The organism is Alkalisalibacterium limincola, assembly GCF_008017755.1.
Taxonomy (GTDB): domain Bacteria; phylum Pseudomonadota; class Gammaproteobacteria; order Xanthomonadales; family Xanthomonadaceae; genus Alkalisalibacterium; species Alkalisalibacterium limincola.
On sequence record NZ_VRTS01000001.1, the window covers coordinates 551,517 to 566,703 of the forward strand.

The window sequence follows — 15,187 nt, forward strand, 5'->3', positions numbered from 1 at the left end:
CGAGCGTCCTAGGCCACCGGCCGGGCGTCGTCCGACTCGATCCCCACGTTGCTCGAGGCCGCCTGGTAGGTCTCCAGGTCCAGCAATCCTTCCTCGCGCGCCACCAGCACCGGCACCAGCATCTGCCCGGTCACGTTGGTCATCGTACGCATCATGTCCAGCACCCGGTCGATCGCCAGCAGCAGGCCCAGCCCCTCCAGCGGCACCCCCGCCGCCGACAGCACCACCGTCGCCATGACCACGGCGGTTCCCGGCACGCCGGCGGTGCCGAAACTGCCCAGGACCGACGCCATCATGATGGCGGCGTACTGGGCGAAGCTCAGGTCGATGCCGTAGTACTGCGCGATGAACACCGCTGCGAGTGCCGGGTAGATCGCGCCGCAACCGTCCATCTTGATGCTGGCACCCAGGGGCACGGCGAACGCCGCGTAGTCGCGGTCCACGCCGAGGTTGTGGGTCACGCTGCGCAGCGCCACCGGCATCGAGGCGAAGCTCGACGAGCTCACGAAAGCCACCTGCATGCCCGGTGCGGCGCCACGGAGGAACTTCAGCGGATTGAGTCCGTGCGCAAGCAGCAACCCGCCGTAGACGAAGACGATGTGCAGGGCACAGGCCAGGTAGAGCGCGAACACGAAGTTCCCCAGCGGCAACAGGCGCTCGAACCCATAGCTGCCCACCAGGGCCGCGATCAGCCCGAACGTTCCCAGGGGCGTGAATTCCAGCACGAAGCGGGTCACCTGGATCATCACATCGCTGGCCTCGCCGGCCAGCCGACGCAACCCCGCGGTGCGCTCGCCCAGCTTCACCAGCGCGAACCCCAGCAGCCCGGCGAAGAAGATCACCTGCAGGATGCGGCCCTCGGCCAGAGCCATGAACGGATTCGCCGGCACCACGTCCAGCACCACCTCGACAGGCGTGGGCACCTCGCGCACCACGTAGTCCTCGGCGATGGGCAACTCACCGACCCCCGCGCCCGGATTCGTCACCCAGGCCACGCCCAGGCCCACCAGCACCGCCAGCACCGCGGTCAACGCGAACCATCCGAAGGTGCGCCCACCCAGGCGCGCGATCGACTTCTGCCCGTGCAGGCTGGCCACCGCATTGATGACCGCGAAGAACACCAGCGGCGTTGCGATCATGCGGATCAGCGTGATGTAGAGGTCGCCCAGCGGTTGCAGCCAGGTGGCCGCGGGCTCGCCCCACAGCCAGCCCACCAACGCGCCCAGCACGAACGCGCCCATGACCCGCTTCCAGAACGGGATGCGAAGCCAAGCCTGGACCCAAGTCATGATCGACCATCCGAGTTTCAATCACGCAGGGTAACCACTCGCCCGCGCCGGGGAAGCGGAGCCGACGCGACACTGTGTTCCAAGCGCGGCACGCCCGGCACCACCAGCACCGTGCGGCCGGCTCCGGCTATCCTGACGCGGTTCCCGAAGGCACGCGCCACGCCCATGCCCTACACCCCGATCCTCGCCACGCTCGGCTACGTACTGAGCCCCGACCGCGGCCGCGTGCTGATGGTCCACCGCAACGCCCGCCCCGGCGACCAGCACCTGGGCAAGTACAACGGCCTGGGCGGCAAGCTCGAGCCCGACGAGGACATCGTCGCCGGCATGCGCCGCGAGATCCAAGAGGAAGCGGGCATCGACTGCACGCAACTGCAGTTGCGCGGCACCATCAGCTGGCCCGGCTTCGGCAAGGGCGGCGAGGACTGGTTCGGGTTCGTGTTCCTGGTCACCGCATTCGAGGGCGAGCCGCATGCAACCAACCCCGAGGGCGAGCTGTCCTGGGAGCGCATCGACCGGCTCGGGGACCTGCCCTTGTGGGAGGGCGACCGGCATTTCCTGCCCCTGGTCTTCGACGCCGATCCGCGGCCTTTCCACGGCGTCATGCCCTACCGCGACGGGCAGCTGGTGTCGTGGTCGGTCAATCGCTGTTGAGCCTGCGCATCAGGCTGCGAAGCGTCGCCGCCCCAGCCAGATGAGGCCGACGCCGAAGAAGTACATCAAGAGTCCGTACACGGCCGACGGCACGCCCATCTCCGGCGAATCCAGCAGCGTCATCGCCACCAGCAGGCCCAGCGTGCCGTTCTTGATCCCCAGTTCGACGGCCACGGTCAGTGCGTCGACCGGCGACAGCCCAAGCCCGCGCGTGGCGAACAAGCCCAGGCCGATGCCGAGCAGGTTGAGTGCCACGCAGGCCGGCCCGGCCTGCAGCAACAACTCCGGCAGCCTGTCTCCGATCCGCACCGCGATCGCAACGATCAGCGCGGCCAGCACCATGGCCCCGAACAGTCCCACCGCGCGCTCCGCACGCGCTGCCACCCCGGGCGAACGCCAGCGCACCAGCATGCCGACCGCCACCGGGATCACGGTGATCACCGCCAGCATCGCCACCGTGCGCAGCACGGGAAGCTCGACTTGCTGGCCCTCGCCGACGAAGCCACGCAGGGCCAGGTTGGTCAACAAGGGCAAGCTCACGATGGTCACCAGGCTGGCGGTGACCGTCAGCGAGATCGACAGGGCCAGGTGTCCCCGCGCCAGGTAGGTGATCAGGTTCGAGGACGTGCCACCCGGGCACGCGGCCAGGATGACCAGGCCGACCGCCACCAGCGGCGGCAACGACAGCGCCCAGGCCAGCGCGAACGCCGCCGCCGGCATCAGCACCAGTTGCGCCACGCTGCCCCATACCAGGCCGCGCGGACGGTGGGCCACCTGGAGGAAATCGCGTGGCCGCAGGCTCAGGCCGATGCCGGCCATGATGATGATCAGTGCGATCGGCAGGCCGATCGAGATCAGCGGGTTCTGCTCCATCCTGGCTCAGGCCTCGCGCGGAAACGGGGTCAGAACGGCTTGCCGACGACCAGGAAGATCGCGCCCAGCGCCAGCAGGATCGGCAGCTCGTTGAACCAGCGCAGCGCCTTGGCCGAGGGGAGCGCACCCCCGGCGGCAGCGCGCTTGAGCAGTTTCCCGCTCCAGATGAAGAAACCCAGCAGCAGCAGCACCAGCAGGAACTTCACATGCATCCAGCCGCTGCCGGCCGTCACCGGCGGATACACCGCCGGCATCACCCGGAAGCCGAACCACAACAGCGCTCCGAGCACGAAAACGAGTCCGAACATCACGTGTCCAAAGCCGTACAGCCGCCGTCCCATGAGCACCAGCCGCTGCTGCACCGCAGCCTCGCCACGTGATTCCGACAGGTTCACCAGGATCCGCGGCAGGTAGAACACCGCCGCCATCCAGGCGATCACGAACAGCAGGTGGAAGGTCTTGGTCCAGAGATAGATCACGGTTTGACTCCATGGGCGGTCGCCGCAGCATGCCACGCCGCCCGTGCCGGGTGAATGGCGCTGGCGCGACGGCTCATTCGCGGACGTGGATGCGCCACTGGCGCTGGTCCTCCACGCTGCCGTCGCGCCCATGCACGCGCAGGCCCAGCCAGTGCCAACCGCCCTGGCCCGGCGGCAGCTGCAACGTGTGCGCGAAGTCGACGTACGGGTGCGCGGGGTCGAGCGAGTTCTGCCAGAACGTCCCCACGTGCCCCGCTTCGAGGCCGTAGTGGGCGTCCCCGACCACGTCGCCATCGAGCAGGACCTCGATGCGCGCGATTCCCGCACCGTCCTTGAACGCCCAGCCACGCAGCTCGAAGGTCGACCCCACGTGCTCGCCATCGCGCGGCGCGTACACATCGAGCAGTGCCGGCAGGGCGCAGTCCTCGGCCGCCACGCGCGGAGGCTCGCCGCCCATGATCGGAAAGAGCAGGAAGCGCAAACGGCCACGATCCACACTGAAGACCTCGGCCGGTGGCAGCCCTCCGGCAAGCATGCAAATCTCACGGTGCCAGCCCAGTGCCTCGCGTGGCGGTGTCGCGTCCTCGGCCAGGACCAGCAGTGTCGGGCGAGTGGCATCGCGAGGCGTGGTGATCGCATCCCACACATCCAGCTGCATCGCACGGCCGTGCTTGTGGTTGAGCGGGTGGTCGAGCACCCCCACGTCGTGGCGGTCCAGTGCGAAGGCCAGCTGCGCGGCCAGCATGAAATTGTCGGCCACCACCCGGGTATCGGGCGGCAACTCCGCCAGGCGCCCGCGCACGTGCACTCCGATCTCATCCCAGCCGGCGAAGTTGGTCGGGTAAGGCAGCGCGCCGGCCACCGCGCGCTCGCGCAGTGCCGGCGACTGCGCCACCACCAGGTAACCCAGGGCCAGCAGGACGCCGCCCGCGGCGAGTACATGGAGCAGCACGCGCCAGACCTTCCGCCAGCCGGCCATCAGCACTGGCGCCACTGCCAGCAACGGCAGGTAGCCCGGCAGCATCCAGTGAAAGCTGACGCGCTGGGTATCGGCGAACACCCCCAGCACCGCCAGCCCGAGCAGCGGCACCGCGGCGGTCCCCAGCACATAGCCCCAGGGCATCGCATCATCGCCTGCGCGCCATCGCCGCCACGCGTGCACCAGCGTTCCCAGCAGCAGCACCAACAGCAGCGGGGTCACGAACACGAACTGCACCAGCGGCAGCAGCGCCCCCTTGAGCTGCGGCCGCCACGGATGCCGGTCCACCAGCTGGAAGCTCAATCCCGCGTGGGCATGCTCCATGTTCCACCAAAGCAGCGGCAACCAGGCCAGCGCGCCGGCCAGCAGTGCCAGCCACAGGCCCGGCTCGCGCAACAGCGCACGGCCACGGGGCTCGAGCATCAGGCCGACGAATCCCGCCGCGATGACCGCAGGGAATCGATAGTGCGCCAGCGCCCCCAGCACCAGACCGAAGGCCAGCCAGGCGAATCCACGCCGGGATACCCGCCCAAGCAGCATCGCGCCCGCATCCAGGCAGACCAGTGTCGCGAACGTCAGCGGCACGTCCGGGAGCGCCAACGCGCCCATCGTCGCCAGCAACGGCATCGCCAGCGCCAGCGTTCCCGCCTGCCACGCCACCGTGTCGCCGAACCAGCGTCGCGCGATGCGCCATACCAGCCACGGCATCGCCGCGCCCATCACCAGGAACGGCCAGCGCACCCCCAGCAACGTATCCCCGCCCACCAGCGTGCCCAGCCAGATCAGCCACGGCGTGCCGGCCGGGATCTCGGCGTAGGCCCAGTCCAGCGCAGTCGACTCCCACCAATAGAACGCCTCGTCGCCGAACAGCGGCAAGCGCAGCACCACCACCAGCTTGAGCAACAACAGCAAGCCCCACAGCATAAGGAAGACGGTGCGCGGGCGGTCGGGCGTCGGGGGCATGGCGGGACGGGTCGAAGGGCAAGGCGCACTTTAGCCCATGCCCACGCGCACACCCACCTGTACATGGGCATCGGCGCTACCCTTGCATCAAGGCCGCCATCGCGGCGCTGCACCAGGCCAGCCCATGCCCTCGCGCGAACACCACCACGTCAACCGGCTGGGATGGCTGCGCGCCGCGGTACTGGGCGCCAACGACGGGATGATCTCCACCGCCAGCCTGATCCTGGGCGTGGCGGCGGCGACCGGCCACGACGCCGCCGTCGTGGCCGGGTTCGCCGGCTGGTGGCCGGTGCGTTGTCGATGGCGGCCGGTGAATACGTGTCGGTGAGCTCACAGGCCGACAGCGAGCGCGCCGACCTGGAGCGCGAGCAACGCGCCCTCGATGCCGAACCGGAACTCGAGCTCGAGGAACTGACCCAGCTTCAGGTGCAGCGGGGGCTGCCGCCGGCACTGGCCCGCCAGGCCGCCGAGGCACTGACCCGGCACGACGCGCTGGAGGCGCACGCCCGGGACGAACTCGGCCTGCACCGCCTGCAGCGCGCGCGGCCGCTGCAGGCCGCGGTCGCGTCGGCGATCGCCTTCTCGCTCGGTGCCGGCTTCCCGCTGGCCCTCCTCGTCTTCGCTCCGGCAACGATGCTGCCCTGGGGGCTGTTCGGCGCGTGCATCGCCGCGCTCGGCGGCATGGGAGCACTTGCGGCACGCATCGGCGGTGCGCCGGCGTGGCACGGCTCGGCGCGCGTGGCGTTCTGGGGCGCCCTGGCGATGACGGTGACGCACTTCGCCGGCGGGCTGTTCGGCGCCATGGGCTGAGGCTTGCCGAGGTTCAGCGGTAACCGGTCAGCTCCAGGAAGCCTTCTCCCGCCACGGGCCGACCGCGGTGATGCCCCTCGGCGCGGATGCTGCCTTCCCAGTACTGCACCGCGGTGCGCATCTCCTGGTCGTCCATTCGCGCGTGCACTTCCAGCGAAAAGTCCAGGGCGTCCGATTGCAGCCTCCACGCCACCGGGTACTGTGCCCCGCTGTGCGGGCTGCGCCAGGTGCGCAGCGGCCGCGCATCGACCACGCCCTCGGCGAACGCCCGCACGGCCCCGTCCGGGGCCACCAGGCTGCCGCGCTGCGACACGGGGCGGCCATCGCGGTCGCGGATGTGGAAGAACATCAGCTCATGGCCGTCGTCGAGCTGCAGCGAAAACCAGTCCCAACCCGCCTGTTCGTCGCCAAGGCCGATGCTGCCCCACTCGTGGTCGTACCAGGCCGAACCGCTCACCGGCACCGGGGCGTCGCGCCCCGGCAGTTGCAGCTCCCCTCGTGCTGCCAGTCGCGTATAGGCGTAGTAGTACGAGGCGCCACCGGGCACATCGGATTTTTCGCTGTAACCGTCCTCGCCATGCAGCACCCTGGGCTTGTCCGCCACCAGTTCCAGCTCCAGCCCGAAGGCCTCGCCATCGGCGTTGCGGCCCGGGCACGACAGCCGAAGCGGGAACATTCCGCCGGCCGACAGCCCGCGCGCGCTGCAGGTTTCCACCCACGCCGCGAATGGCTCGGACTGGGCTCCCGCCAGCCCGGCGGCGGGTCGCGCCAGTCGCTCGTCCACGTGGAAGCGCCCACCATCCAGTTCGCTGATCGCCACGTGCGCCATGTAGAGCTGGCCCGCCTCCCAGCCCGTCGCTTCGGTTCCGGAGCGCAGCGCGAAGCGGAACAACGCCACCTGCACGCCGAACGCCTCGTCCCCGGGGCCGCGCAGGTTGGCGGTGTAGTACCACCACTCGATGCGGTGCGCGGGGTGGGGGCCGTGGTCGCGCGGGAATTCGAGGCGTGCCGGCCGTGTCACCGGGGCGAAGGCGGTGGCGGCCTCGGCGGCCAGCAACTGCGACAGGTCCTGGCCACCATTGCGCGGGCTCGCGTCGTCGCCCACGCAGCCGGCGAGCGCCAGCGCGGACAGCGCGACCAGCGCGGACAGCAGGGCCCCGCGCCCGCGCGACCACTGGGTCATCCCGCTCACAGCGCCTGCTCCCGCAGCGTTGGCGCCAGTGGCATGCGTGCCGCACGACGCGCAGGCAGCAGGCCCGCGACCAGCGATGCCGCCAACGCCAGGCCCACCGCGAAAGCGATCTGTCCCAGCGGCAGTTCAAGCGGCATGCTCCAGCCGAACGAGCGACGGTTGATGACACGGATCAGCAGCGCGGCCAGCATCACCCCCAGCGGAATCGCCAGCACCCCGGCCAGCGCGCCCAGCAACATCGCCTGCCACAGCTGCAAGCGTGCCAGCGCCGCTGCGCCCACACCGATCGCGCGCATCAGCACCACCTCGCGCAGGCGCTCGAGCTGCAAGGCCAGCAACGCGCCCAGCACCGCCACCACCGCGATCACCCCGGCCAGCAAGCGCAGCAGGTCGGTGACCGCGAACGTGCGCTGGAACACGCGCAGGGTCTCCTCGCGGATGGCCTCGGCGGTGACCAGCGAGACGCCCTCGCCGCTGCCCACCTCGGCGCGTACCGCAACGGCCAGCGCTTCGGCTCGCCCGGCCTCGGCGTACACGCCGATCGCATTGATCCGGGGGTCGTCATACAACTGCAGGTACTGCGCGCGCGACAGCGTCGCCACGCCCTGGCTACTGGTGTAGTCGCGATACACCGCCGCCACCCGGCGCGACACCGGCCCGCCCGGCGTGGGCAGCGCGAAGCGGTCGCCCACCGCCAGTCCCAGGCGCGTCGCCAGCGGTTCGCTGACCAGCAGTTCCCCCGCCTGGAACCCGGCCCACGCCGCCTCGGGCGATCCTTCCACGAAATCGTAGCCGTCGATGCCGCGCGCGGGCATGTCCACCGCGAGCACCGCCATCGGTCCGTCCTCCGCCATGACGCTGCGGCGCCGGTTCAGGGTGAGGGCTTCCACGCCGTCGATCGCGAGGAGCCGCTCGGGCAACCCGGAGGGCAGTCCATCCTCGCCCGACGGGTGCGACAGGTACAGGTCGGCCTGCAGGCTGAGCGAAATCCAGTCCGACACCCCCTCGCGGAAGCTGTGGATCATCGTGCTCATGCCGATCAGCGTGGCGATCGCCAGCGCCAGCGCGGCCAACGCGATTCCGGTGCGGTCCAATCCAAGACGGGTGCCGGAGATCAACAGCCGTCCCAGCACCGGCAACCTCGGGCCCAGCACGCGCTCCGCAAAGACCAGCAGCCCCAGCGCCAGCGCCGGCACCAACCCAAGTGCCGCCATCAGCATCGCGAAGATCGCCACGAAGGCCACGCCCAGCGTCGGCGGCGCCAGCCACAGCACCAGCGCCGCGACCAGCATCAAGCCCAGCGCCGGCCACAGACCGCGCCGCACCCGTCGCGCCGTGGACAGCGCCTGCCCGGCACGGCGCAGGTTCGCCAGTGGCGGCACCGCCAGCGCGTCGCGCAAGGGCCAGGCCGCGCCCACCAGCGCCCCGCCAAGCGCCAGCAGCCCGGCCTTGAGGAACACCCCCGGCGACAGCGCCAGCTGGCCCACCGCCACGCGGTAGTAGAGGTCGTTGTAGGTGCGCGTCACCGTTTCCAGCAACTGCCCCGCGATCAGCACGCCCAGGGCCATGCCCATGAGCCCGGCCACCAGGCCCAGCAACAGCGCCTCGGCGAGGAACAACCGCGCGAGCTCGCCACGCGACACGCCCATGGCCCGCCACAGCCCGATCAGCCCGCGCCGGCGCAGTGCCATGAATCCCAGCGTCTGGAACACCAGGAACACGCCCACCAGCAGGGCCAGCAGGCTCAGCGCCCGCAGATTGGTTTCAAACGCTGCGCTGATCGCCCCCAGCGCCGCATCGCGCTCCAGTGTGGCGGCCACCTCCAGCCCCACCGGCAGTGCCGCAGCGAGCCTGGCCGCACCGGCATCGTCGACCACCAGGTCCACGCGGGACAGTTGCCCCGGTCGACCCAGGACCCGCTGTGCGGCCGGGATGTCCATGAGCACCAGATCCTCCGCACCCTGCGGTGTACGGCCTGCAGGGAGCACCGCCACCACCTCCAGCCTCGTGGACTTGCCACCACTACGCAGTGTCAGCACATCGCCCTCGCCCACGCCCAGCGCGATGGCCAGCGCCTCGGGCAGCATCGCCACGTCGGCCCGGCCCAGCAGCCGAGGCAGTGCACCGCCGCCCGCGTCGCCATCCGCGCCGCCCCCCGGGGCGCCCAGCGCCTGTCCGACCCAGGGCCGCACCCCGGCTTCGGCCACAGGATCCACGCCCAACACCTGCACGCGTCTTTCCCCGTCGGCCACCACCGCGCTTCCCTCCAGCACGGGGGCGGCCTGGCGCAGGTCGTGCGCCAGCTTCAGTCGTGCGTAATCGGACTCGGCCACGAACCCGCCCTCGGCCAGCAACTGGTGGCTGGCCTGCCCGCCCAGCGCCTGCCGCGACAACTCGAAAGCGGAACGCGCACTGGCAATCGTCAGGTCGATCGCCACGACGACCGCGATGCTCAAGGCCAGGCCGGCCAGCACCAGGAGCGCCTGCGAAGGGTGCTGGCGGTGCGCGTTGAACAGGCTGCGCCACAGGCGGCCCATGTCAGCCCGGCACCAGCCGGCCCTCCACCAGCCGCAGCAGCCGGTCGGCTCGGTCCATCACGTCCTGCGAATGGGTCACCAGCAGCAACGTGGCGCCACGCTGTCGGCAGGCCGCGGCCAGCAGGTCGATCACCGCCACCGCGTTGTCCAGGTCCAGGCTGCCGGTGGGCTCGTCGGCCAGCACCAGCCCCGGCGAATGCGCCAGGGCACGTGCCACGCCGATGCGTTGCTGCTCGCCACCGGAGAGCTGCTCGGGGAAACGCTGTGCCAGCGCGGCCAGTCCCAGCGCCTCCAATGTGGCCTGCGCATCGCTTCGTGCCTGTGCCGGCGACATGCCGACCAGTTCCATCGGCAGGCGGACATTGTCGATCGCGCTGAGGCTGGGCACCAGGTTGTAGGCCTGGAACACCAGGCCCAGATGGCGACGGCGGAACGCGGTGCGCGAAGGCTCGTCAAGGGCGGTGATATCGGTGTCCCCCAGCTGCACGCGTCCGGCGTCGGGTGCATCGATGCCCGAGAGCAGGTGCAGCAGCGTCGACTTGCCGGCACCACTGCGACCCACCAGCGCGACGAACTCGCCCTCGGCCACGTCCAGCGCCAGCCGGTCGAACACCGCCTGCCCACCGTAGCGCTTCGTCAGCCCGCTGACCTTGACGTCCATTCCGCCAGTCTGGCGTCTATGGCGTGAAGTTGCGATGTCGGGAAGGCCGCGCCACCGCCCCGGCGACGTGAGCCGCTCAAGCCCGCTTCCTGGAAGGCGCATGCCTCGGATCGACCTCGTCAAGGAAGCACATCCGGCTTGAACCCGCCTTCTTGGCGCTGTACATGGCCCGGTCCGCGGCCTCCAGCAACGCGTTCGGACAGGCCGCGTCCCCTGGATAGAACGCGATGCCGACGCTGACGGAAACGTGGACCGGCTTCGGCCCGATGTCGAAGGGCATCGCGAGTGCCTCGATGATTGTCTGGGCGACAAGCTCCACACCGCTGCGCTGCTTGGCGTCGACAAGGATCACGCAGAACTCGTCGCCGCCCAGACGGGCCACCGTATCGTCATCGCGCACGCAATCGGCCAGGCGCTGCGCCACGTCGGACAGCAAGCGGTCGCCCGCTTCATGGCCTTGCGAATCGTTAACGTCCTTGAACCCGTCCAGGTCCATGAACAGCACGGCGAGCGGCAGGCTGCTGCGATTCGCGTGCTTGATCTCCTGCTCGAGACGGTCCATGAACAGCCGTCGATTGGGCAGCCCGGTCAACAGGTCGTGGTGGGCGTTGTGCCACGCCTCCTCTTCGGCGAGCGCCTGCGTGGTCACGTCCCGGCAGATGCAGACCACCGCCTCGGTCCTTTCGTCCTCGCCCAGCACAGGCGCGAGCAGGTACTCGAACCGATCCCCCTGGCCGGAGGCGAACGTGTGCACGAACCTGCCCCGATAGCTGGACCGCTCCGCGATCACCTTCTCGAGGTTGCGCTGGAAGTCCGACGCGTAGGGGAAGCCGAGGTCGAAAGTGGATTTTCCAATGATCTCGCTGGACGCCAGGCCAAACAGGTCGCATGTGGCTTTGTTCGCGTAAACGAACCGGCCTTCCAGGTCCAGCACATGGATCGGGTCGGGCGATGCGAGGAGAACGGCGCCAAAAAGCCGGGTGTCCATCTCCTTGGCGTCCGCGTAGCGCTCCAGCGATTCAGCGACAGCCTGGTCGATCGCCTCGTGGAATCGGGTCAGGTCCTCGAGCTGTTGCCCGGTGAGCGTTGAATGGGCTTGCGTCCACAGCGACACCACGCTCGCGCGCAATGCCCGGAACTCGGAAACGGCCTCCATGACGCTGAAGCCGCTGGTCTGCCGGTCGCCACCGTGTACTTCCGCCCAGGATTTCGAATCCCCCTGGCCCGCCTCGTCCGCCTCGTCCGCATGCGGCCCATGGCCTTTCGATTTGGCCGTCTGCTCGGACTCGCTCTGATCGCGCTCGAGATCATCGGCAATCGCCAGGAGCATCTCCCGGGCGTGGTCGCGAAGCTGGGGCGTGTTCATGTCCCCGGCGCTGAGGAGGGTTTCGGCAAACTCCTCCCAATTCTGCAGGATCGGTTCTATCTGCGCTCGAATGAAATCGGCCAATCGTAGGTTCATCGAAAATTCCCCAGGGTCGCGATCTGAACAACGCAGTGCCGGCCCCCGAGCGGCCTGCTCTACCCGGTTAGAGCCATCGAACCGCAAGAAGCACCAGCACCAGGACGTAGCCGAGCACCGTCGGCATCATCGTCAACGTCATGCCAAGCGCCCGCCCCTCCACGCCCTTCGGATAACCCCGAAGGAAAAGCACCCGGCCGACGAGGAAGAAGAGGACGCCGACGGGGATCAGCGACAGCCAGGCACCGCTGACCAGTGTCGAGAGGGCCAGGTACAGGCCCACCGCGATCACCGCCTGCTCGATGGTGTTGTCGAGGAAGGCCACCCGCACGGCGATCTTCGCGCTGGCAGGGCCCGCCGCGGACCCACCGATGTCGCGGCGGAGAACCGGCGCCCGGTGGACACCATGCCAATGGCCACCACCACGCACAGCAGCACGAAGACGCTGGCCTGGGCCGCGAACGCCATCCGCTCGGCGAGCGCCTCGGGAAACGTGAAGACCAGTGGCAACACGAAATAGCCGATCGGCACCGCGGCGGCCAGGAGCACGAGGCTGACAAGCCCGGCTTGGCGAATGCAACGCTCCGCGCGCGCCATGTCGATCTGGTCCGGATGCCGCCGATAACCCTGCTCGCCCATGTTCGGTCCTCCGCCCGTTTTTCACCGGCCCAGCTTACCTTTGCAAAACGCTGCATCAAGGAAACGTTGCACCCGTTCCAGGGGGACGCGCGGCCCGATCGGCAGGCGATAATCCCGGATTCGCGACACTCGTGGAATGCCCGTGATCCGAACCCTGTCATCGCTGTTCACGCGCCGCAGCGCACAAGCGCCGCGGCCGGGCACGCTGGTGGAAGGCGCGCCGCCGGCCACGATCGAGTTGGCCGGCCGAACGCTGGACTTCCACGTACTCATCCACCTCGTCGATGGACTGCCACATGTCGACTGGGAGCAGGTGCACGACTGGTGCGAGGCGTTTGCGGATCCGGTGCACGGCGGCGAGGCGTGGCTGGCCTGCGAACGCGCCTGGCTGTTGCACCTTCGCGATGCCCTGGGCGGGAACTACCGGCTCGTGGAATCCGGCGTCGCGCTGCTGCTGACCTGCCAGGACGACCGGCGCGCCGACCTGACGCTGGCGTTCATCGCCCGCACCAGCCAGCGCGTGCAACGGGTCCTGGGCCGCATCGCCCGGGTGCCGGAATGGGGCAGGGAAATCCTCATGCTGCTCGAAGACACCGACAGCTACTACCGCTACGTCAGCGCCTTCGAACCCCCGGGCGAGGACATCACCGCAAGCTCTGGCATGTTCATCAACCACGGCTGCGGTCATTTCGTTGCGGTGGACAGGGACCTGGGTGCCGTCGAGCCGGTCATCGTCCACGAGATGAGCCATGCGATGGTGGCCCACCTGCCGCTTCCCGCCTGGGTGAACGAGGGGATGGCGGTCAACGCCGAGCAGCGCCTCGCCGGTGGCGCGCCGGATGCCCCGGAGCAGCGCGAGTTGATGGGCCGGCATCGGGCCTTCTGGTGCCCTGAACGCATCCAGGGCTTCTGGTCGGGACGCGCCTACCTGAGGCCGGACGAAGGCAGCGAACTGTCCTACGACCTCGGCCGCATCCTGGTCGAGGCCATGGGAAGCGAGTGGCCCCGGTTCGAGGAGTTCGTCCTGGCTGCTCGACGGGACGACGCGGGCGCCGCGGCAGCGCGCCGGGCCTTTGGCATCGACCTGGGTACGTATGTCGCATCGATCCTGGACGCAGACGCTCCCGAAGCCTGGGCGCCGCAGCCTGCGACCTGGGAGGCCCCGCCAGAGAAAGGCGGGTTTTGATCTCAACGAGTGCGCGAATCGTCCTCCGGTGTGGCCACGGGTTCGTCGCCCACACTGCGAAGTCCATGCCAGCGCATGCCGCCCATCAGCAACCGCAGCGACTGCGCCGCCCCGTCCGTGCCGTCGAAGGTCACGCTGTACGCGTCCGGGTCCGCATCCCCCGCGAACGTGTGGTTCCCGAGGTGGGTGAGTGAGGTCGTCGGGCCGGGTCGCGGCATCTCGAGCCACAGCTGGCCATCGCGTTCCAGCACCTGCACGTCGAAGATGCCGATGTCGTACTCGCCCAGGTACCTGTGCCGCTGCTCCGGGGAGAGTGGCGCTTCGCGGACCCTGGCCTCGGGCAGGCCGAGCAGCTGGCGCGCGATCGGCCGTTCGATCGATTCGGTCCTCACGTCCCCGCGGTTGGCGAGGACCACGATGGTGATCGCGGCGTCCGGATAGTAGGCAGCCGTGGCGGAAAAGCCCCGCATCGCACCGTTGTGGCCCACCCGCTGCCGGCCCTCGAGGTCAACCAGCGACAGGCCAAAGCCGTATTCCGCAAGGCTACCGCCCAGCAGCTGGGTCGGTGCAGTCATTCCTTCGTACACAGCAGCTGGCACCACCCGGCCGGTCGCGAGCAAACGCGTCCAGCGCGCCACGTCGATTGCACTGCCGCACAGTCCGCCATCGCCGCGGATCCAGTTCATGTTCTCTGCCGCTGCCTCGACGTTGCCGCCCTCGTGCCATTCGTGTCCAACTGCGTCTGCAGGTGGCCTGGGTCGCGACAGGCACTGGCGCATGGATGACAGCTGCAGCGGCCGGAAGAAGCGCTCGGCCAGCGCGTCCTCGTAAGGCTCCCTGGTGACCTGCTCCACGATGAGCGCAAGCAGCGTGTAGTTGGTGTTGCTGTAGGACCATCGCGTCCCGGGAGGAAAATCAACCGGGAGCTGGCGCACCAGCGCCACGAGCTCGGCGCGGCTCCGCGTCAGGTCGTCGAATCCCGCGTGCGCCTCGGGAACGGTGAGCAGTTCCCGTAGGCCGGAAGTATGGTTCAAGAGGTGCCTCACGGTCAGACCCGGCGGCAGCTGCGCATGGTCCGGGAGATGGTCGAGTACCGAATCGTCGAGCGACAGCCTCTCCTCCTCGGCCAACGACAGCACCAGCACCGCGAGGAACTGCTTGCTGATCGAGCCGAGCTGGAACACCGTCGCGCCGTCCACTGTCCCCCCGCGTGCCGTGTCGACGCGCCCGTAGCCCTTCGCGAACAGGACTTCGTCGCCCCGCAGGACCGTGATGGCCAGGCCGGGGAGCTGGCGTTCCCCGAAAGCCGTGGCCGACCGGGCATCCACGTCGTGGCTGGCAGTGGACGACCATGCCGCGGCGATCGGCACAAGCGCGGCGAACGCGAGTACACGAATTCGGAGAAACGGAGAATCGCCAGTACGAAACAATGCCATCTGGCCCTCCCGGGTCCACCACGATCA

The 15,187-nt window shown here is 69.3% G+C and carries 13 protein-coding genes and 1 pseudogene; 3 read left to right on the forward strand and 11 right to left on the reverse strand.

Features of this window, described 5'->3' with window-relative positions:
• Positions 1-8: 8 nt before the first annotated feature.
• On the reverse strand, positions 9-1,289 hold the full coding sequence (locus FU658_RS02685; RefSeq protein ID WP_147890655.1) for a dicarboxylate/amino acid:cation symporter: 1,281 nt from the start codon (positions 1,287-1,289) through the stop codon (positions 9-11).
• Positions 1,290-1,454: 165 nt separating this feature from the next.
• On the opposite strand from FU658_RS02685, the gene FU658_RS02690 reads away from it, so the two are divergent.
• Complete coding sequence (locus tag FU658_RS02690) at positions 1,455-1,943, forward strand: NUDIX hydrolase (RefSeq protein ID WP_147890656.1); 489 nt, start codon at positions 1,455-1,457, stop codon at positions 1,941-1,943.
• Between the two features lie 9 nt (positions 1,944-1,952).
• On the opposite strand, the gene FU658_RS02695 is transcribed toward FU658_RS02690, so the two are convergent.
• From FU658_RS02695 to FU658_RS02705, 3 genes are all read right to left on the reverse strand, one after another.
• Positions 1,953-2,816: a bile acid:sodium symporter family protein gene (locus FU658_RS02695; RefSeq protein WP_147890657.1), complete on the reverse strand. Its 864-nt coding sequence runs from the start codon at positions 2,814-2,816 to the stop codon at positions 1,953-1,955.
• Positions 2,817-2,845: 29 nt separating this feature from the next.
• On the reverse strand, positions 2,846-3,295 hold the full coding sequence (locus tag FU658_RS02700; protein WP_147890658.1) for a CopD family protein: 450 nt from the start codon (positions 3,293-3,295) through the stop codon (positions 2,846-2,848).
• A 73-nt stretch (positions 3,296-3,368) separates the two neighbouring features.
• Positions 3,369-5,237, reverse strand: a complete 1,869-nt coding sequence (locus tag FU658_RS02705) for an ArnT family glycosyltransferase (protein WP_147890659.1) — start codon at positions 5,235-5,237, stop codon at positions 3,369-3,371.
• Positions 5,238-5,361: 124 nt separating this feature from the next.
• Here FU658_RS02705 and FU658_RS02710 point away from each other — a divergent pair.
• Positions 5,362-6,047, forward strand: a pseudogene (locus FU658_RS02710) (VIT1/CCC1 transporter family protein).
• Positions 6,048-6,060: 13 nt separating this feature from the next.
• Here the strand turns inward: FU658_RS02710 and FU658_RS02715 are convergent.
• The 6 genes from FU658_RS02715 to FU658_RS14245 form a co-directional block, all read right to left on the reverse strand.
• Positions 6,061-7,230 (reverse strand): lipocalin-like domain-containing protein, encoded by a 1,170-nt coding sequence (locus FU658_RS02715; RefSeq protein WP_255505373.1) that lies wholly within the window; start codon positions 7,228-7,230, stop codon positions 6,061-6,063.
• 5 nt (positions 7,231-7,235) lie between these two features.
• A complete protein-coding gene (locus FU658_RS02720; RefSeq protein WP_147890661.1) occupies positions 7,236-9,776 on the reverse strand; it encodes an FtsX-like permease family protein in 2,541 nt (846 codons plus the stop codon).
• Between the two features lies 1 nt (position 9,777).
• Complete coding sequence (locus FU658_RS02725; RefSeq protein WP_147890662.1) at positions 9,778-10,437, reverse strand: ABC transporter ATP-binding protein; 660 nt, start codon at positions 10,435-10,437, stop codon at positions 9,778-9,780.
• Between the two features lie 76 nt (positions 10,438-10,513).
• Positions 10,514-11,899: a diguanylate cyclase domain-containing protein gene (locus FU658_RS02730; RefSeq protein ID WP_147890663.1), complete on the reverse strand. Its 1,386-nt coding sequence runs from the start codon at positions 11,897-11,899 to the stop codon at positions 10,514-10,516.
• A gap of 67 nt (positions 11,900-11,966) precedes the next feature.
• Positions 11,967-12,224 carry a hypothetical protein gene (locus FU658_RS02735; protein ID WP_187265870.1) on the reverse strand — a complete coding sequence of 86 codons (258 nt, stop codon included), beginning with the start codon at positions 12,222-12,224 and terminating at the stop codon, positions 11,967-11,969.
• Positions 12,188-12,538, reverse strand: a complete 351-nt coding sequence (locus FU658_RS14245) for a hypothetical protein (RefSeq protein WP_187265871.1) — start codon at positions 12,536-12,538, stop codon at positions 12,188-12,190. Before FU658_RS14245 ends, FU658_RS02735 begins: the two co-directional genes overlap by 37 nt.
• Positions 12,539-12,680: 142 nt before the next feature.
• Between FU658_RS14245 and FU658_RS02740 the strand changes: the two genes are divergently transcribed.
• Complete coding sequence (locus tag FU658_RS02740; RefSeq protein ID WP_147890665.1) at positions 12,681-13,724, forward strand: hypothetical protein; 1,044 nt, start codon at positions 12,681-12,683, stop codon at positions 13,722-13,724.
• Positions 13,725-13,726: 2 nt separating this feature from the next.
• Here FU658_RS02740 and FU658_RS02745 read toward each other — a convergent pair whose 3' ends face one another.
• Positions 13,727-15,160, reverse strand: coding sequence for a serine hydrolase domain-containing protein (locus FU658_RS02745; RefSeq protein WP_147890666.1), 1,434 nt, complete (start codon positions 15,158-15,160; stop codon positions 13,727-13,729).
• Between the last annotated feature and the right edge of the window lie 27 nt (positions 15,161-15,187).

What these genes read in the sequence shown, in the direction of transcription:
- FU658_RS02685 (WP_147890655.1), bottom strand. Translation starts at nt 1,289, where the DNA reads ATGACTTGGGTCCAGGCTTGGCTTCGCATCCCGTTCTGGAAGCGGGTC.
- FU658_RS02690 (WP_147890656.1), top strand. Translation starts at nt 1,455, where the DNA reads ATGCCCTACACCCCGATCCTCGCCACGCTCGGCTACGTACTGAGCCCC.
- FU658_RS02695 (WP_147890657.1), bottom strand. Translation starts at nt 2,816, where the DNA reads ATGGAGCAGAACCCGCTGATCTCGATCGGCCTGCCGATCGCACTGATC.
- FU658_RS02705 (WP_147890659.1), bottom strand. Translation starts at nt 5,237, where the DNA reads ATGCCCCCGACGCCCGACCGCCCGCGCACCGTCTTCCTTATGCTGTGG.
- FU658_RS02715 (WP_255505373.1), bottom strand. Translation starts at nt 7,230, where the DNA reads ATGACCCAGTGGTCGCGCGGGCGCGGGGCCCTGCTGTCCGCGCTGGTC.
- FU658_RS02720 (WP_147890661.1), bottom strand. Translation starts at nt 9,776, where the DNA reads ATGGGCCGCCTGTGGCGCAGCCTGTTCAACGCGCACCGCCAGCACCCT.
- FU658_RS02725 (WP_147890662.1), bottom strand. Translation starts at nt 10,437, where the DNA reads ATGGACGTCAAGGTCAGCGGGCTGACGAAGCGCTACGGTGGGCAGGCG.
- FU658_RS02730 (WP_147890663.1), bottom strand. Translation starts at nt 11,899, where the DNA reads ATGAACCTACGATTGGCCGATTTCATTCGAGCGCAGATAGAACCGATC.
- FU658_RS14245 (WP_187265871.1), bottom strand. Translation starts at nt 12,538, where the DNA reads ATGGGCGAGCAGGGTTATCGGCGGCATCCGGACCAGATCGACATGGCG.
- FU658_RS02745 (WP_147890666.1), bottom strand. Translation starts at nt 15,160, where the DNA reads ATGGCATTGTTTCGTACTGGCGATTCTCCGTTTCTCCGAATTCGTGTA.